Raw genomic sequence first — 19,500 nt, forward strand, 5'->3', positions numbered from 1 at the left:
ACACTTGCTCAGGCTTTTGTGTCAGAAGAGCCGAAGATCTGCGCCAGTCTCACTAATTGAGCAATTTCATCATTGGACGCGCCATTTCTGAGAATATCCAGTACTGTTGTAGATCCGTCTATACCCATATCAAGCTCAAATGTATTGATTTTACGGATGAAAAAATGGCATTTCTTGACGTCACTTACTTTCCCTATATTAGCCAGTATTTCCGGAACACCTTTTAAATATCCTTTATTACTGGTTTTTTTATTTACCGAAAACTGGAAAACAGGGTATAAGTTTTCAATTCCCCAGTTGAGTACAATGAGTTTATGATTCTCACCATATTTATTTACTGTCGGGCGGGTTATGCCTAATATGTCAGCCACCTTGCTGGACTTATAAACTCCGCCGAATTCCCCAAGACAGGTAAGGAAAGCGTTCCTGCTTTCGATAAACTCCTCATGTTTTTTCTTTTCCGGAGTGACCGTTTCCACTACTTTAATATAATTGGCCCGTCCTTTGATTTCCGCCCAAAACTCATCATCAGGTAGAGTCAATAATAGAGAAATACTATCCGGATCTTTTTTTCTAAGCACATCAATAAAATGATCGGCAAGGTTGATGACGCGTGCTTTGATAAGTTCAGATTGGTCAAACCCACTTGTCGGTTTTATTACCCGGTTATTGGATTCTTCGGCTGTTGCCTCCATTCGTACCTCAAACCATCGGCTCGGCTGGTATCTTATCACGCTGAAAACCTTCAAAATCCTTGTCTTTCAACCCCACTTGGCGGCCAATCGCGGCAAGTGCGTCTCCTAGGCGTACACGTCCTTCTGGCTTAACAGCAGCGGCCAGAATATTGCGGATTTCCGCCTCGGTGCTGCAACCGTGCATTGCGGCTCGCACACGTAAAGCGCGGTGTACCTCATCCGGTAAATTGCGAATAGTGACAGATGACATATCAATACCTCTTTTTGATATCAATGATTGCACTTTAAATTAATGACATCATAAAGACAACATTTATCAACTGTACCTCTGCGGCTCCAAGATGAAAAAGTTTTAAAGAAAAGAAACGACTCGTGAGAAAAAACGAACAGATAACCGACAATGATGTTGGTAATGACTTATTCTGAGTTATTCACATATTTGTCATATAACAGTTTTCTGTTATGGTCATGGTTTAATGGGTTTTTTGTCCTACGGCACTTCAAATCCCACTTATCATATTAAACGAAATCCATAAAAAGGATCGTCAGAAGAAATAAGAGGTATGTATGCACAGCCAAATCAATTCATTACCCCAATATATGTTAGCGATCAGTATTGTTAAGCCTGGCGGCCCGGAAAAATTGCATCTGGTTCAGACGCCATTACCACGATTAGAAAAAGGCTACTTGCTCGTTAAAGTGGCTGCGGCGGGTGTTAACCGACCTGATATATTTCAGCGAATGGGTTCTTATCCACCACCACCTGATGCTTCTCCATTACCAGGGCTAGAGATTGCAGGAGAAGTCGTTGCCAAAGGTGAAGGTTGTGAACGCTGGAATATTAGCGATAAGGTTTGCGCTCTTGTTGCCGGCGGTGGTTATGCTGAATATTGCCTGGTACATGATTCCATAGCTTTACCCATATATGGGTTGGATTTTGTCCAGGCGGCGGCATTGCCGGAAAACTTTTTTACGGTCTGGGCTAATGTTTTCCAGACTGGCAAGTTGAAACAAAGAGAAAATTTGCTGATTCATGGTGGGACTTCTGGAATAGGGAGTGTCACTATTATGTTAGCAAAAGCCTTCGGCGCCAAAGTGATTACCACCGTCGGCTCGGATGAGAAGGCTAAAGTTGCACACAGTTTAGGCGCTGACTTTGTTATTAATTATCGAAAAGAAGATTTTGTTGATCGGGTATTGAAAATAACGGGTAATCACGGCGTTGATATGGTTGTTGATTTAATCGGTGGTGATTATGTCAATAAAAACTATAAAGTTGCTGCTAAGTTCGGGCGAATTATTCAGATTGGTATGATGAAAGGGGATCCTGAAAACCTTAACCTGATGTCTTTAATGCAAAAACGTCTGACTCATACGGGTTCTACATTACGTTCACGCAGTGTGGAGGAAAAAGCAGAGATAGCCAGGGAATTAGAAGAATATGTCTGGCCACTGCTGAAATCAGGAAAAGTCAGCCCATTAATTTGTAAAGTATTTGATTTGAAAGATGCCGCTGATGCACATCGTATGATGGAAGCGGGTGATGTTATCGGCAAAGTGATGTTGGTAAATGTATCGTCTTGAAAGTACTTCTTCTTAAATCAGGGCTATTTTCAACGGGTAGCCCTGCATTTTGCCTATTAACAGTTTCATGTTAGAAAAAATCCTTATGATTAATAAGCTTAATATCTAATAAGCTATTATTCCCCTCTGTTTTCTGCTTGGTTTTTATCCGTTATTTGTCCTCGCGCACAAAATCAGAATTTATATTTAATATTATTATTAATATTTTAACAAATATGGACTATATCTATTAACAAATGATCGGTTATAGACATGTTAATGACTAATCAATTTCACCTGATAGGTTTTTTTTAATGTCTGGATTACTGAGGTATTACCAGCTTTTAGTAAGTCAGGTGGCATAAAAGTTTCTGTCTGCTTATCAGAGAATGATAGTGATTTCATTAATAAATAAAGAAAATCGAAATCTCTCTGTTGCTGACAGTCGTTTTTGTCAGTTGGAAAAGGGTAGGTGATTATGACTAAGCAGTTTACTTCGCACTTAAACATTGATGCGTTGTTTTTAGGCCCTAAATCAGAAAATGCGGTTTTTTTTAGAGAAATGATGGAATATGCCGTAAGTGAGCATATGCACTGGCGTTCTGATTTTCATCCAGAAGATCCCGCCTTGGTAACTTCAGTAGATCGTTATGAACCTGATTACAGAGAAACCCTTTATAGAACGGAGGGGATTCTGAACCAGCTCTCTGCAAAATTGAAAAACACCTCTGTTCCCTGGTTTTCTCCTCGCTATATGGGGCATATCAATGCCGATACCTTAATGGTTTCTAATCTCGCTTATGTCATGGCGATGATGTACAACCCGAACAATTGTGCTCATGAGTCATCCCCGACAACCACCGAGCTGGAAATTGAAGCAGGGTTGGATTTGTGCAAGATGTTTGGCTATGACACCCGCCGGGCCTGGGGGCATATCACATCCGGTGGAACCGTTGCCAACTATGAGGGATTATGGGTTGCGCGTAATTTAAAAACCATGCCGCTTGCCATTGCAAAACACCCGCAATCCTGTGATTTGGTCGAGAATAAATCAGAACAACAACTGTTGAATATGTCGTCATCAGATATTCTGGATCTGACTGATGAATTAAAACGGCGTGGTATTTTCGAAGAAGTTCGTGAACTTTCTTGCCGTGGTATTGGGATAAAGCAAGGAATGCTTGGCAAAGTTCTGGTTCCGCAGTCGAAGCATTATTCATGGATGAAAGCGGTGGATGTTCTGGGGATCGGTCAAGAGCACATTGTTTCACTGCCGGTAGATGAAAACTATCGTACTGATGTTGAAAAAATGCGGGAAATCACGTTCAGCCTGATAGAGCAGGGCGAACCGATTTTGGCTATGGTGATTGTCGTTGGAACCACTGAAGTAGGTGCCATTGATCGAGTTGATGAAGTTATTGCGTTGCGTAAAGAGTGTGAAGAGCGTTATGGCGTCTCATTTTATTTGCATATTGATGCGGCTTATGCAGGGTATGCCAGCGCAATGTTTCTTAACGAACAGGGTGAGTTGATGGAATATGATGAACTTATCCGCCGTTATCGTGAATTAGACATTACTCCTGAAGATATTATTTGGCCTAAGCCTGAAATTTATCAAAGTTTCAGGGCAATGTGTCAGGCTGATTCGATTACCGTAGACCCACATAAAGTTGGATTTATTCAATATGCAGCCGGTGCGGTATGTATGAAAGATAAGCGTATTGTTGACCTGATTTCCTACCGTGCGGCTTATGTGTTTGAAGACGTTGAGGCGCAATCGGAGCAACCTGTTAACCGGCATGTGGTGCTCGGCGCTTCGATTATGGAGGGTTCAAAAGCTGGGGCTAGCGCAGCCGCAATTTGGGCTGCACACCGATTGGTTCCACTGAATATCAGCGGCTATGGAAAAGTGATTGCTTCAGGCATTGTGGCAGCCAATTGGATGACTAAAAAACTTTTAATGGCAGAGCCCCTTGTTGTTGGTAAACGTCGTTTTGAAATTCATGCCATGCCGCATCCTGATTTCCATATGGTCAATTTTACTTTTAAAGAGCAAGGCAATGACGATCTGGGGCATCACAACCGCCTTAATAAACGCATGTATGAGCTTTGTTCATATGCCTCTGGCCGTACTTACACTAATGATTTTCTGACCTCTTCCACCTCTCTTGGTTATGGAGAATATGGTGATACTCCCTGGCATTATGTTGAAAGCTGTGGTTTCAGCCGGGAAGAATGGGAGAAAGTTCACAGCCTGTATCTGCTACGTGCCGCAGTCATGACCCATTGTTTGCGTAATATTGATGATTTTGACGAGTATTGGGAACGGCTCCAGAAGATTTTTATTAAAAAACTGACTCAGATCGTTGATGAACAAGAAAAAAAGAAAGACGCCTGATTTTCTATTATTAAACATTTGCTGTTTATTTGAAGGGAAAAAATATGAAAAACCGTACTCTTGGAAGTACCTTTATCATCGCCGGGACTACGATTGGTGCTGGAATGCTGGCCATGCCATTAGCGACCGCCGGTGTAGGATTTGGTATAAGTTTTATCATGCTGGTTGGATTGTGGGTTTTGATGAGCTATACCGCATTATTGATGGTTGAAGTTTATCAGTATGAATCTCCTGATACGGGGTTGGGAACGCTGGCACAACGTTATCTTGGTAGTAGCGGTAAAATATTAGCCGGTTTCAGCATGATGTTTCTGATGTATGCGCTGACATCTGCATATATCAGTGGTGCAGGGGAATTACTGACAACCAATATCAATAAATGGTTTGATTTATCCTTGCCAGCTTCAATCGGTGTTGCGTTGTTTACTGTGATTGGCGGTGGGGTTGTTTGCATTGGCACCAGTTCAGTAGATATGGTTAACCGGGTACTTTTCAGTGCAAAAATTATTTTCCTAATATTGATGTTAGGACTGATGATGCCGCATGTTCAGCATGCCAACTTATTGACTATGCCATTAGAACAAGGATTAGTCTTATCCTCAATTCCTGTGATTTTCACCTCGTTTGGTTTTCACGGCAGTATTCCCAGCATTGTAAAATATATGGATGGAGATATACGTAAATTACGCTGGGTGTTTATTATCGGTAGCGCCATTCCGCTACTCGCTTATATTTTCTGGCAATTAGCAACGTTGGGCAGTATCAACTCCGTCACGTTTGTTGGTATTTTAGCTGAAAACTCAGGGTTGAATGGCTTATTACACAGCATTCGTGAAGTTGTTGCTTCACCGAAAACGGAGCTTTCAGTACAAATGTTTGCCAATTTAGCGCTCGCTACCTCATTTCTTGGTGTTGCACTTGGTCTGTTTGATTTTCTGGGTGATCTGTTTAAGTGTAAAAGTAATATAACAGGGCGTATGCAGACTGGGTTGCTGACTTTCGTTCCCCCATTGGTTTTCGCTCTGTTTTATCCAAAAGGTTTTGTAATGGCTTTGGGATATGCCGCAGTTGCTTTATCCATTTTGGCGCTGGTATTACCCAGCCTGCTGGCATTTAGATCCCGCCAGCACAATGAACGCCGGTATCGGGTATTAGGTGGTAAACCAGTATTGGCGCTGGTATTTGCCTGTGGTGTTGCTGTGATAGCAATTCAGATCGCGCTTGTGAGTGGGGTGCTGCCGAAAGTGGGATGAACATGCTGTTTTGAAGATAAGTTCTTTTTTGACCCAGAATGTATTCTCTGACAAACTGCCATATGAATTATTTGTATGGCAGGCCTATTAGTGGGGGCAGTTATGAATCATACACGTTACGAAACTGATGTAGTCGCCTGGGCAAATGAGCAGGCGGCATTATTGCGTGCCGGTAAATTTTCTGAGATTGACATAGTCAACATTGCTGAGGAGATCGAAGACGTAGGTAAGAGTGAACAGCGTGAATTGGCTAGCCGCATGGGAGTATTAATTGCTCATTTACTGAAATGGAAATATCAGCCAAGTTATAGAGGAACAAGTTGGGAAAGAACAATTAAAGCGCAAAGAAAAGAAATTCTTTATGGCTTAAAAGAATCACTCAGTTTAAAGACGAAATTAAGCGATTCAGATTGGATTGATGTTGTTTGGTCGAAAGCCGTCGCATCAGCAATGAATGAAACGGGGTTGGATGAGTTTCCTGATGTATGTATTTGGAGTATTTCCCAAATCCTGTCTTCTGAGTTTTACCCTGATTAAGATTTGTGACGCTGAAAGCAAGATAAGCATTTTAAAAACAAAAAAGAAAAATTAAAAGTTATGATAACAATCAGTGTTTGACCTTACGAAAAACGAATGTTGATTATAAGGAGTTGGATCATGGCGAAAGAACTATTTACTGCCACAGCAAAATCTGTAGCTGGATTGAAAGTTGAATGTACATCAAGAGATTTCTCCTTTTGTTTAGATGAGCCACGTAATTTAGGTGGCACTGACCAGGGGATGAATCCTGTTGAGGCTCTGCTCTGTTCCTTGGGGGCCTGTAAATGTATCGTGGCAAAAGCCTTTGCTAAAATGCATAAAATTAATTTAATTGATATTCACATTGATCTGGAAGGTGAGCTTGATACTGATGGTTTCACTGGTAGAAATAAACAAGCGAAATTAGGTTTTTCTAAAATAGTGACAAAATTTTATATTAAAGCTGACAATAGTGAAGAAGAAATTCATGCTTTTGTCGATTTTATTAATAAAACTTGCCCGGTTCATGACACCATTGAGAATACGCCAAGTTTCGCCACTGAAATATATTGCGAATAATAGGCGCCGTGTTTAAATAATTACGTAAAGGAAAGATTGTTTAAGCTAATTTAAAAATCCTCTACTATGAAGTGGAGGATTTTTAACTCCTTATCCTGTTGATAATAATATAATAATATAATAATTAATTACTGTTGTTTAATAACGTAAACCGTAGTGATATTACAACTTACATTCTCTATGCCAACTTTAATATTTAAACCCTGTGCATAAGCTTGGCTTAATAGTTTATTAACGTTTTCAGAGCTTGATCCTGACCAAATATAACCTGGTCTTCCACAATTACCGACTAAATTTCCGCTGAAGGTATAAAGATAATGTGCAGGATTGTCCCAATCAGCTTTCATTTCTGCAACTTTGACAACGCCACTGTTCGTTTCCGCTGAGAATGCGGGGGCACTCATCATACCAATAAAAATAAATAGCATAGATATCAATTTTTTCATACTCAACTCCTGGTTAATAATAAAGAAAATTTGGTGTTTTGAAGTGTAGAGTATGCGAATAATCTTTGCACCAATTTACTGCCAATATAAAAGATATTTGTTTTAACAAATAATATAAGAATGATTTTTTGTTGACTTTATTGAAATTAACTAATAACCCACTCTTTTTTAGAATAGAGGGGGTTATTATAGAGCAGGGGCGCTAATTATGCCAATAACTTAGCAGGCCGTAATATTAATCTAATAAAAAATATCCCATAGGTTTATAATATTTTGGTGGAACATAAAGATCATAGCCATTTTCTTTACAAAATAATCTTAACTCCATAACTGATCCAACAGAAAGTTTCTCATAGATATCTTCGAAATATTTTTCCACAGTACGGCATGAAATACCCATTTTGACCGATATATCTTTATTACTGAGACCACAACAAAACAAGAAAATAACCACCCATTCTTTCTCTTTCAATATATCGTTTGGTGGCTTAAATTTAACAGGGGAAAATATATGATGTTTAATATAATGAGCCATTGCAAAATATTCTATTTCTCTGGCATGAGAAACCACACCAATACATTGATTATTTTCATCCATTAATGGGAATTTGTTATAAAAATAAGATCTAAATTGTTTACCTTTCCCCTTTGGGTAAATCCCTATAGCTGATATTCTCTGCATATGCTTTAAGACCTGACTGTCGTGTTCTTCAAACAAGTGGGCAAAATGACTAAATAGCGTCAGCAATTCTTTTTCAGAATACCCGATAATATCAAGGTTTTTAGGGAGTTTATTAACTTTAATAAATGCCTCATTTCCATAAATTAAACGGAACTCTGTATCTTTTACAAACCACAGTTCAGAACTTTTATCCCACATATTTGTTAGCTGACGAGTAATCAAAGGAAAATTTTTGCATCTCGGTTGATTCATATATAGGTAGTCCCCTTAAGGCGTTATCTTTCATTAGTTATGACCGGCATAATACGATGGGGGATTGATATCCCCCGAACCGGATTTACGATAGCGTTCTACAATCGGAGCCCAAAGGAATTTGAACGCCCAGAGTTGCATCAACAGATAAAGCAGCCCTATTATTGCGTCATAGTGCAACACTCACATCCAACCCAACATTCAAGCTCTTACTTATCATATTGAGTGTATTTGGCCCTACTTGGAAACTGGAGACTCGGTATTTTTTGTCACCCAGATTTTCGCCGTAAAGTTTTATGTTAATGCCATGTGTCATTTCTAAACTGAGTGAAGCGTCGTAGAGGGTATACCCCCCTTGTTCAAGGGTATTTGCTGCATCAAAGTAACTTTTTGAATAGTAACGAGCACCGGCACTGAAATAGAGGTTACCCGGTAACAGTGTTTGATCAATCAGATAGTCGAAACCTGCATTTAGGGGTTCCGTGGTCATTTCTGCAATAACACCCGCTAAGGAAAATTGAAGTTCTTTGGATTGAAGCGGTTAGTGCGAACAACTCAAGGGTGAGTCGATGCGAAAACTGGCGTAAACTGATTACATAGAGTAAAAACAAAGAGAGAAAAAGCACGCGGGAAAAACGCGATCGGAATCACCGAAATCAATGGTCAAAATCACCGTAATACGCAGCACAACCATCAGGAGTCATATTATGCCCTATGTCACAGCAAGACTTTATCATTTGGGTGTTTGCTTCAAAAGAGCTAAAGGCAGCGCCAATTTTAAAGGGCAAGCCGATTATGGGTACTGTGCCGCCAAGAACGAAACTTACTACGGTTTTAAAGGGCATCTGATGATAGATGAAACGGGCGTAGTAACAGGGATCACGTTGACTCCCGCGAGTATCAGTGAGCGTGAAGCAGCNTGGGATTTGGTCGCTCCGATAAAAGGGTATCTACTCGGTGATANAGGCTATTTAGGCATTGAGTTTAAACAGGCAATGAAGAAACAGGGCATTGAAATGATTACGCNGATGCGTACCAATATGGATGATCCCGTCCCCAGAGAAACGAGAAAGNGCATTAANACCAAACGCCGTTTAATTGAANCGGTGATGGTCAACTCGCCGGACAANTTGCTATCGAGAAGGCTGGACAAGGGATTTGTGGCATTTGAACAATCGAATACCAAGGAAGCTTCTTTCTCACACGTTGGATATTTTTGCCAATTTTAAACAAGGTAAAAGTCAACGCGGCTGGCTTCAACAAGCCAACGTCATAGGATGTTAAAGTCGAGCATCGCGTTCAATTAACCTGATAACAAGTGCAATGTCATATCAATGCCTTTGAGTGTTGCCAAATCTTTTGACGTCATACCCAGATAATGAAATAAAAAGAAAACAAATAGATAACAAACATCATCGTTATCAATCAATTTATATATACCCGTCATCTTTCAAGTTGCTTCTTTGTTGGCTGCACTCACTCACCCCGGTCACAGAGTTATCTATGCTCCCGGGGATTCGCTCCCTTGCCGCCGCGATGCATCTTGAAATCCATTGGGTATATGTAATTATTATTTTAAATAGTAATTGCCAATTTTAATTATTACTGATAGTGGTTATCTATATGGTTAGATGCCTGTAGAAATTATGACTAACTTTCGCGGCGCAAAGAACTTCACTCAAAAACAGACAAAGGATGACGATAATGGTTTATATGTCCAATAGTCTCAAAACACTGCTCAATACCCTGATAGATCAACAGCTCACGGCGGCCAAGCGCAAGCGGAAAACCGAATGGTTCAACATGAACTCCGATGAGCGTGCCGAGTATATCAGTCAGATTGACGACCGCCTGCTGGAAATGCAGCAGAGTACACTGAATGTGCTGGCCGCTCAGTGCCTTCAGGAGTCCCCTATCTCGGTGAGCGACCAGCTGCAAATTTTACAGCAACGACGACAGCAGATAGACCCCATACCCAATACCCCGACCATGGCCTACAAGCAGCAACTGGACCGCGACATTTATTTGTACACGCGCCAGCAGATGGCCATCACGAGCTATGACAATGCCTGGAAAAAAGCTCTGATCAAGCTTAATAACGGCAGCGCCACCCCCCCGGAGGTGACAGGCCTGACGGCCAATGCACCGGCCAAGCAAGACCAGCTGAATACGCAGATCAGCCAACTGGAAGAACAGTTAGACATTCAGGTGGCTGAGTCCACATTTACCCCAGAATACGTGGAGTGCTTTTCTAGGCTGCAAGCCTACAAGGTGGTCAAAGCCCGCTACAACAAATTTCTCAATGCACCGCCTGAGCAGCAGAAAACCACGGCCCTCGACTCCCTCGTCAAGATCCCTCAAGCCTCCGATGATCTGCCTGTGAACATTTCACTGCTGATGATGGAGAACGAGCGCCCTGGCTACATCCGTATGTACGTTGCGCTGGTCAATACCAGCACCGATGGTCGTTTCAAGGACTTCTTTTTAGAGAACGGCAGCAAGCTGGTCATACCCAAGGAAGGAGTATTCAACTTTTCCTTCGGTACTCCAGCCCGCGCCTTGGCCTGGCATCAACAATACCGGCTCAAGAGTGAACCACCTTCTTTTCGCTCGCCGACCTATGCACCGATTCGCTCAGTACTAGTCAAAACCAGGTTCGTCGAACAGTACTTCGCCAATCACCTGGTGTCGGAACACTCCTTACGAGAAGGCTTCAAGGCTCAGTTGCTAAGTAACGGTCACAAACTGTTATTGACCAACGTTGATCGCAAGGGTCAAAACCAGATTGGGATCCAAGTCTTCGGCCAAGCGCCAAATACCACCCGCGAAGTGCCACTGACTAGCGCCTTGAGCGAGTTGATCAATCAAAACGCAGATATCTTCAGCAGCTTCCAGACTATCGGCGTCGAAGGGTTTGGCAAGAACAATTACCACTCGGACCGTGACGGGTCGTTCGTCAATATCCATGAGCTTGAACGCTCGGTTGGTTTTACCGAGCACCAGTATCTGTTGGAAATGCCTGAGGACTACGATTACCGCTCCGCGACACCTTTTGTAATGATGACCGTCGAGGGTGACAAGGTCAGCAGCAGTCACTTGAGCAAGGCGCAGACCGACAGCCTGTATAGACACAACGCCGCCTTTTTCGAGACACTGGAAAAACTGCGTAGCGGTGATATCAAGTATAGTAAGTTCAAAGGAACCCTCGAATGCACTAAATTTGAGCAACAGCTGACGCGTTTGCTCAAACGTAACCACATCACCCCCGCAGGGGTGTTAATGCCAGAGTTCCCCCGTGACAGCATGCGCGATATCAAGGGCAACAACCTGAAAAAGATACTGTGGGAACGGGCCTTCGCCGAGACAGTTTGGCAGAATCGCTATAACGACTCGCTGTTGTTCGATCTGGCGATGAAACTGGCAAAAAATCATGATGTGAACAATATCCTGCAAGGTGGCTATGTGCAGAGTGACATTGCCCAGGCCAAATTGCTACTGGCACCGCTGTACGAGGAATGGCGTGAACAGGCTATCTACGCGGAAAACCAACGGGTCGCCAGTGCCAACGCGGCACAGCATCCAAACGACCCGAAAGTACATGTCTTTGATCAGGTTGCGGTTGAGCGGTCACTGGACAAAAATCTGTTCACCTTGTTATTGAGCGGCCCAAAGGGCCTGAAAGTTAACGATGTGCAATTGTACCAGACAGCCGAGGCGCTGCTGTTGGGCAATAAGGGCCGGAGCTTGCGCAAGCAGGCATTGTTCCATGCCCTGCACCTGGTAGCCGATAGCTTTTCCAAGGCAGCGGTGCCGGTTAATCCACATGCTGATCTGATGTCGCAAAGCGGTGACAACAAGGTCATAATCAATAACCGGCTGAATCAGCCCGACCCGTATCTTATCCTCAATACCCACCCGGAGCTGGCAGATGCCGATGACTCGTACCAGATCAAAGAAGATAAATACCGCAGCTACAACCAGTTCCGTCCCGCCCCTAAAAATGAAGCCACGAGCTATATGAATAATCTGGACACCCCGTTTTTGGGAGGGATTTCCGGGACCACTCAAACCGTCAGTAACGTCTTGCCGGAATTGTTCGGTCACACGTTGAGCGTCAAGGAATACTGGAACTTCCAGATGGCCAATGCGGCCTTCATGATCCTTAACGGCTATCACTCGTTCTTTGAAACCTTCTACGTCGCTGCGCGTTACGAACCGGAGGGGGCGGACAGTATCGGCAAGGACATGTTACAGATGTTCGACAAGTACCGCGATATAGGCAGAGAAAAGATGTTACAGGGTGAACTGTATGCCGGAGTGATGGAGCGAGTCTTGCCGATCATCAATCAGGGCTTGCCAGAGGCTAAGAAGTTCCATTCACCGCGTTTTGGCCGCTTTGGTCCAACGCTCGCGCTGCTGGATCAGGAGGAAGATCGTTACCGTCATGAACCAGAGGGCATTGCTCCGTTCGATAAAAAACCTGTCAGTGACTGGGAAAAGCCTATAGTTGGGGCTTACCATGAGGGTGGAATGTCCCGCTTTGATGGTCAGCTGATTATTCAACTTGAAAACGACCCTGTAGTCAGGGAAGCCGCAGCAAAATTGGCAGGAAAACACCCTGATTCGGTGCTGGTACAGCTGGATGACCGGGGTCAATACCAAGTGGTTCATGGTGACGTGACTACCCTGAATGATAAAGGAAAAATCCGCTGGCAACTGGTTGGTCATAGCCGCGATGGTGGGGATAAACTTAATTACCAGACGTTGGCCAACCGTATGCCGGAAGTTCTGGCGTCACAACTCAGCCAGTTCTATACAGACTCCGGCATTAAAACTTCTCCTGAACATATCAGTATGGTGAGCTGTTCACTGGCTGGTAAAAAAAGCTATGCGCTAAAATTTGCTCAGTCGCTTGACCAGCATATTCGGCCGTGTTCTGTTAAGGCTTATACCGCTCAAATTATGGTCAGCCCTGAAGGCCGGAAACAACTCACGGAAAACGGTAATAAAGTCACGCTTGTTTTTAATCCGGAGCATAGTGTATGGGACGTAACAGAAACGCCCGGTAAATTAATCCCGGCAGGAGGTATGGTTAACCCGCCACTGGGAAATAATCCAGACAATGCGCAGATTGACATTCGGCTGCTGGCGATGCTTAACCGTGCAGAGGATTTTCAGCAGGCCACGAAGCAGCTGTACAGTAAAAACGCACTGTCCGCAGAAGAATGGCTGCCAGTACTGGGTAGCCTCAGGGAAGCTGAGTCCCAGCCAGGAAGTTATTCTTTAGAGTTTATTAATACAGCACGGTCTGAGCTTCCGCCCCGGACATTCACGACGGATGACCAGCGTATTATTGATTTTATTCATTCTTATGATAGCGATCTCGAGGTTGTCAGAAAAACCCACGAGTATACTGCAGGGAAGTTCACTCGGCGCACAGGTATCCCCGAAGCCGAAGCTGTGTACGGACTGAATACCGCCTTTATCGTTAAGACTCTTGCCGATAAAAGCCGCACCACCGTAGCCAGTGACAATGTACCCAATACGATGCCCAAGACATTAGAGACCGCACTGCAGGTGCACACTTATGTTAACCTGACGCAGATGGCTCATGGTGTGCTGGAGGACGGTGCTAGACTCATCAGTTTGTACAGGGCGGCGGCCAGTGAAGGCCGGGAAGTGACCAGTAGTCTGTCTTCATCGTTGTCCCATGCCAGCACGGGTGTTGGAGCGGTGTTAAATATCTCCAGTGTGATACTGGACAGCCTAGAACTGGCACATGCACAGAATGAACCCCAGCGGGCGGTTTATGGTACTCAGCTGGCGTTTGACTGTGCTGGCCTAGTGACAACTGGCGTGGGTATTGGCGCTGGGATCTTCGGCGCCCCCATTGTTGCGGGTTTTGCCTCCTCGCTGGCAGTGCCAATGGCTGGTTTAGGTATTGGTTTTACGGCCCTGGCCGAGCAATTCGGCAGGGTGACCAGTGATGCACAGGCGGTAGGCAATTATTTTGCCGATCTGGAAGCCGCTTATCAGCAGGGGGGATACCGACAGACGGAAAAAATGGCAAAAGATGGCAGCCGCCATATGGTGATGGAGCCGATCCCCGGCGCAGTGATCCGTCAGCTCGATTTGCGCCACGGTAATCTGACTTTTGACAGCCAGTATCTCTATCGCAACGACCCGACCTACTCAGTAGGCTCAGGCCGGAGTAATTACTTTTTCTGGTGGCCCAGTAGATCGGCTGATACTGATAAAAACCATGCAATTAATATCCGTGAAGGCATCGGTTACAGACAGGCACAGGTTGACTTTCATCCCAGAAGCAGCTACATACTGATCTTGCCTGTTACTATGAAGTCCTACATTAATTACGAATATATGATCCTGCCCTTCGTCACTCACCGCAACGACCGGGGATTTGACGTTCTGCGACGACTGGAAGAAGACGGACGATTCGACTTTGATTTTTATTTTTTTCCCTCAGAGCGCGTAATACGCTGTATAAATCCGAAATTTGTTGAAACACCGGTTGACATTATTCTGGACGATGAAGACCGGGATATTGTCATCCCTCAGTTGTCGGAGAATGTTCACGGGCTTCTGTCCTACCAACTGACCGGCGGAAAGGGCAAATACCGTATCAGCTTGCAGGAGGGTGTCTCTCTGTCCTTACAAGGAAATGACATCAATACCCATTGGATACTGGATGCCCGTCATATTGTCTCCCATGTTAATCCCAGTCTCAGCAAAGAAGATAACAGACAACTGCATATTGGCAGTATAAAGATAACCCTGCCTGAAAAGTCGGATAATATTTCCCTGATAAATGATACAGGAATATTTTCTGTCGAGCAGGACGAAAAGAATCAGCAGTGGCAGATAAAAGAGATTGAAACGAATGCTGACCAGTTTAACAGCCTGAAAGCGTTGCATGATCATCTCAGGCAGTTAAGCAATTCTGATCATCACAACAGGCCATATGTAATGGTGGAACACTACCGACACTCACCACCGCAAAGCCGTCCTGTCGGCCTTGCATTCTATGAAACCGGTCGTGATCGTATGATTTACACCAACGTCCCTGACGCAGCAGAGTTTCTCAACTCTGCTAAGCTGGTGAAAGTTAAGGGTGATAAGGCATGGTTTTACCGGGATACCACGCTCTGGCAAGTGGATATTGTCAGTGGCGAAGTTCTACGGCAGTATCTGCCGACAATGTTTCCGGAAAGTGATCAGGGGGAAATCAGTAGTCGCGTGATGCAAAGCAATGATCAGCTTTGGTTTGTGGTGGAACAGCAGCGGGATGAAAACCGTATCTCGTATACTTATCAGGTGGAAGAGGAAGCACTGAAACTGGTGGCAGTTGACGGGAATACGGCCATGCTGGCGAACCTGGATAAAGTCGGTAAAGAAATCTCGTTGCCTGTTCCCCTCGGTTCCAGTGACGGTGAGTTTAATGGACTGCTGGCACCACAGGCAGCGACTCAGAGGTTCACCGTCGATCTCTGCGCGCCGGAACGTCAGGTTAAGGGCAGCCTGGCGGAGGTGATCAGCCTTTCTGGGCAAGTAGCGGGTGTGGACAGACATTACTGGTTACAAACTGATGGAAAACAGTTGCAAAATGTGGTCAGAATGAACCGGATAAATCCGGACTTGCTGACCCTGACGGCGGATTTTACCTACGTTTTCACCACGGCCGGTGATAAACCGGGTTATTATTTTTACAGCCATCAGAGACATAGTCTTTATTTTCAGCAGGATAATGGCCTGTCCGGCACTCCGGCCAGCAAGCTGTCGGTTGATGATATCAGATCCGTATCCATAGTGAACAAGCAGTTGGTTGCACTCTCTAGCAATGGGAAGTTGTGGCTGGCAGACGATCAGGGCAGTCTCCGTCTGATCGGAGTGACGGCAGACTGGCTGCTGCAACCTCACCATCAGGGTCTGACGGACGCACTGAGCCAGCTACGGGATACTCCAGATCAGTTCAGCACCCTGCTGCTGCTGGGGTTGCGGGACAGAGACGGAAAACCCGTCAGTGCCTGGTATGACCGTAAGGCAGATTTGGTGGTGCAGGGCAGAGTTGGTCTCAATACAGAACACACTCTGGTCTATCTTGGTTTAGCGGAAGATGGCAGGCAAGCATGGATTTTTGACACCGACAACCATCAGTTATATCGCCAGCCATTGTCGACAGAGACTGACCTTCAGTTGAGTGAAAAGCGGGTGCTCTCTGGGGAACCTGCCGCAGCGGAACCCTGGCTCCGGGCCAGCCATCAATACCGCAGTGCGGTTCGTCAGGGCAATACACTCCGGCTGGAAACCCCGGACGGCGCGGTCTTACTGTTGTCAGCTAATGCCAAGATGACAGACCGCCCGATGCTGATTGCCTGGCATGTGCAGGATCGCCCGGACAGTCAAATTGTCTCAGCCATTTTGGCACTCAGTAATGAGGCTGAATTACCACAAGCCATTAGACTATTTTCTGAGCATGGTTATCCTGCATGGTATCTGCCGGAGGAAAGGAAAACACTTCGTTCCAGCATACTTAACCCGGATCATGTTCTGCATTATCTGGGTCAGGTCGCCGGGCAGGAGGCCAGTTATGTCCATGACCAGACTACCGGAGATTTATGGCAAGTCAGCGAAGGAGAATCCATCCCCGCCCCAGTGGGGAATTACCGTTTTGTTAACCGAACACCGGAGAGGCTGGTGTTGCAGGTGGGTCAGGTTCCTACGAATGGAAAAATCCTGCTGCCACAACTGGCGGGCACCGATCGGCTGGCCATCACCGGACGTTCAGAAAGATTGTATTACTGTCTTTCCTCCCCCGAGGTGCTGACTCACTACCGGTATATCACGATAGATGATCGGGGTCAGAATTCAGTCATCCGGTTTTCTGATACCAGCATAGCTAACCTGTCACTGTGGCACAGTGACCAAGACCTCGTGCTGCTTCATCATGCAGCAAAAGACACTAGTATATGTATTGTCAATATTAAACAGGCAGCTGAGCGCCAGATGAGGTTTGAAAGCAGCAGCGGAGCTCAGACGCAGGATAAGATAAATATAAGTCACTTACTGGAAATAATGACCAACCTGACGGTATCACCCCCCGGTGTTAGCCGTTTCGAGCTGGTACCAAGGGGAGGTAAGCTCAGTATACAGCTATCTGAGCGTACAGAGAAGTTAGAGTCACGCGATGCTCGACTTTCATGATGAGTTGAAATGACATAGCCGCACCTTTATAACTTTAAGTCGTCGAACCACGCACCTCGTAAACGCGCATATGTCAAAAAATTAAAGTCAAAGTCACCGTCTAAAGACGGTGGTTTTAACCTTTCCTTTCATTTGGAAAATAAAGGAGCAAAAGGCTATGTCACAACAAGACTTTATCATTTGGGTGTTTGCTTCAAAAGAGCCAAAGGCAGCGCCAATATTAAAGGGCAAGCCGATTATGGGTACTGTGCCGCCAAGAACGAAACTTACTACGGTTTTAAAGGGCATCTGATGATAGATGAAACGGGCGTAGTAACAGGGGGCACGTTGACTCCCGCGAGTATCAGTGAGCGTGAAGCAGCCTGGGATTTGGTCGCTCCGATAAAAGGGTATCTACTCGGTGATANAGGCTATTTAGGCATTGAGTTTAAACAGGCAATGAAGAAACAGGGCATTGAAATGATTACGCCGATGCGTACCAATATGGATGATCCCGTCCCCAGAGAAACGAGAAAGCGCATTAATACCAAACGCCGTTTAATTGAAACGGTGATTGGTCAACTCGCCGGACAATTTGCTATCGAGAAGTGCTGGACAAGGGATTTGTGGCGTTTGAGCAATCGAATAGCGAGAAAGCTTCTTTCTCACACGTTGGGTATTTTTGCCAATTTTAAACAAGGTAAAAGTCAACGCGGCTGGTTTCAACAAGCCAACGTCATAGGATGTTAAAGTCGAGCATCGCGTTACTTTTAACAAAAGGCCGGACAAACTGCGGTGAAATTAATTTAGCTTCATGGCCTAAATCATTTATTCGTCTTGCCATAAAATGCGCGCCGGCACAAGCCTCCATCACCACGGTTGCAGAAGGGCATCCGGCTAAAAACTCCATTAACTTGGTTCGGGTAAATTTTTTACGGAGAAGGGCGTTACCTGATTTATCCTGGCAGTGGATATGAAAGGTATGTTTGCCGAGATCGATACCGATAAGTGTCATGTTATTCATGGCGATGGCCTCATGTAAAAGAAATCACCTTGTCAAAATACGCCTACAGGGGGTCCAGGGTGAGTAGACCTATCTGGGTGACCGGATAGGTCTACTCACCCTGGACCCCTTTTAGATATAAATTCAGGAACAATGCTGTTTTTCTATTCTCCTAAGATAACGCGTGGCATGAATTCCTTTGGCTGTGGAGAATGGCATATTCTCGATATTCGTTTTTCATTGAGCGAAATTGCAGCTCAGGAGTTACCGTCTTTCACTCAATTAGCTGCTGGTTTTGAGAAAAACGGTAGTTACAGTGATGTATTGATGATGGCATGCCCTATCTACCCACCATTTATGCAGATAGTCAATCAAATAGAAAAGTGTCAATTAAAGGGTAGTATAAGGAAGATTTATTTAAAGGCGAAAGCATTAGAGATACTCGCTTGTGTAGCGGCTCAAATTTATGATTGTCAATATGATGTGATCAACAGCTTGCAGCGCCGCGCCGTTTACAATGCAATAAAAATAATTAACAGTGATTATCATTATCCCTGGACGATAAAATCGCTATCAAAAGCGGTTGGTTTAAATGAGCGGAAATTAAAAGAGGGATTTCGTGCTGTTGTTTTTTGTACTTTTCATCAATATCTGGAAAATGTCCGTATGACGACCGCAGAAGATTTATTAAAAAAAGGGATGAGTGTCACTGATGTTTCTACCGCCGTGGGTTATGCCAGCCCAAGTCATTTTTCTAAACGCTTCCGGCAACATTACTTGATCAACCCTAAAGCATGGCAGGTGAAATATGCGGTGGTTCACACACCATTTACCGAACATATGGCAGCGGAAATTAAGTAAAAACGCCTGTTTTGCCAAAAGGTGGCCATTCTTCATGGCCACATTATG

Annotated in this window: 12 protein-coding genes and 3 pseudogenes; 9 read left to right on the forward strand and 6 right to left on the reverse strand. The window is 44.6% G+C overall.

Going from position 1 to position 19,500, the window contains the following annotated elements; all coding sequences use genetic code 11:
• Positions 1-8: 8 nt before the first annotated feature.
• Positions 9-695, reverse strand: a complete 687-nt coding sequence (locus tag PTE_RS12985; RefSeq protein WP_051477398.1) for a hypothetical protein — start codon at positions 693-695, stop codon at positions 9-11.
• 7 nt (positions 696-702) lie between these two features.
• Positions 703-945, reverse strand: coding sequence for a FitA-like ribbon-helix-helix domain-containing protein (locus PTE_RS12990; RefSeq protein WP_036847160.1), 243 nt, complete (start codon positions 943-945; stop codon positions 703-705).
• Positions 946-1,262: 317 nt separating this feature from the next.
• On the opposite strand from PTE_RS12990, the gene PTE_RS12995 reads away from it, so the two are divergent.
• From PTE_RS12995 to PTE_RS13015, 5 genes are all read left to right on the forward strand, one after another.
• Entirely contained in the window at positions 1,263-2,279 is a 1,017-nt protein-coding gene (locus PTE_RS12995) for an NAD(P)H-quinone oxidoreductase (protein ID WP_036847161.1), read from the forward strand.
• Positions 2,280-2,736: 457 nt separating this feature from the next.
• Positions 2,737-4,656 (forward strand): pyridoxal phosphate-dependent decarboxylase family protein, encoded by a 1,920-nt coding sequence (locus tag PTE_RS13000; RefSeq protein WP_036847162.1) that lies wholly within the window; start codon positions 2,737-2,739, stop codon positions 4,654-4,656.
• A gap of 44 nt (positions 4,657-4,700) precedes the next feature.
• Positions 4,701-5,909, forward strand: a complete 1,209-nt coding sequence (tyrP, locus tag PTE_RS13005) for a tyrosine transporter TyrP (RefSeq protein WP_036847163.1) — start codon at positions 4,701-4,703, stop codon at positions 5,907-5,909.
• A gap of 102 nt (positions 5,910-6,011) precedes the next feature.
• Entirely contained in the window at positions 6,012-6,446 is a 435-nt protein-coding gene (locus PTE_RS13010) for a DUF29 domain-containing protein (RefSeq protein WP_036847164.1), read from the forward strand.
• Between the two features lie 120 nt (positions 6,447-6,566).
• Positions 6,567-7,007: an OsmC family protein gene (locus tag PTE_RS13015; RefSeq protein WP_036847165.1), complete on the forward strand. Its 441-nt coding sequence runs from the start codon at positions 6,567-6,569 to the stop codon at positions 7,005-7,007.
• A 128-nt stretch (positions 7,008-7,135) separates the two neighbouring features.
• On the opposite strand, the gene PTE_RS13020 is transcribed toward PTE_RS13015, so the two are convergent.
• The 3 genes from PTE_RS13020 to PTE_RS13030 form a co-directional block, all read right to left on the reverse strand.
• The gene (locus PTE_RS13020; protein ID WP_036847166.1) at positions 7,136-7,453 is read right to left on the reverse strand and encodes a hypothetical protein; all 318 of its coding nucleotides are present in this window, start codon (positions 7,451-7,453) and stop codon (positions 7,136-7,138) included.
• A gap of 235 nt (positions 7,454-7,688) precedes the next feature.
• Positions 7,689-8,387 carry a helix-turn-helix transcriptional regulator gene (locus PTE_RS13025; RefSeq protein ID WP_036847167.1) on the reverse strand — a complete coding sequence of 233 codons (699 nt, stop codon included), beginning with the start codon at positions 8,385-8,387 and terminating at the stop codon, positions 7,689-7,691.
• A 169-nt stretch (positions 8,388-8,556) separates the two neighbouring features.
• The gene (locus PTE_RS13030) at positions 8,557-8,877 is read right to left on the reverse strand and encodes a TonB-dependent receptor domain-containing protein (RefSeq protein WP_036847168.1); all 321 of its coding nucleotides are present in this window, start codon (positions 8,875-8,877) and stop codon (positions 8,557-8,559) included.
• Between the two features lie 241 nt (positions 8,878-9,118).
• Here PTE_RS13030 and PTE_RS13035 point away from each other — a divergent pair.
• From PTE_RS13035 to PTE_RS13045, 3 genes and pseudogenes are all read left to right on the forward strand, one after another.
• A pseudogene (locus PTE_RS13035) lies at positions 9,119-9,671 on the forward strand (IS982 family transposase); the annotation flags it as partial.
• 519 nt (positions 9,672-10,190) lie between these two features.
• Positions 10,191-17,609 carry a TcdA/TcdB pore-forming domain-containing protein gene (locus PTE_RS13040; RefSeq protein WP_241826198.1) on the forward strand — a complete coding sequence of 2,473 codons (7,419 nt, stop codon included), beginning with the start codon at positions 10,191-10,193 and terminating at the stop codon, positions 17,607-17,609.
• 174 nt (positions 17,610-17,783) lie between these two features.
• Positions 17,784-18,338: pseudogene (locus PTE_RS13045) on the forward strand (IS982 family transposase); the annotation flags it as partial.
• A 13-nt stretch (positions 18,339-18,351) separates the two neighbouring features.
• Here the strand turns inward: PTE_RS13045 and PTE_RS13050 are convergent.
• Positions 18,352-18,612 (reverse strand): annotated as a pseudogene (locus tag PTE_RS13050) (IS110 family transposase); the annotation flags it as partial.
• A gap of 168 nt (positions 18,613-18,780) precedes the next feature.
• Here PTE_RS13050 and PTE_RS13055 point away from each other — a divergent pair.
• Entirely contained in the window at positions 18,781-19,452 is a 672-nt protein-coding gene (locus PTE_RS13055) for a helix-turn-helix transcriptional regulator (RefSeq protein WP_245219050.1), read from the forward strand.
• Positions 19,453-19,500 lie beyond the last annotated feature (48 nt).

Source organism: Photorhabdus khanii NC19, from assembly GCF_000517265.1.
Lineage (GTDB): Bacteria > Pseudomonadota > Gammaproteobacteria > Enterobacterales > Enterobacteriaceae > Photorhabdus > Photorhabdus khanii.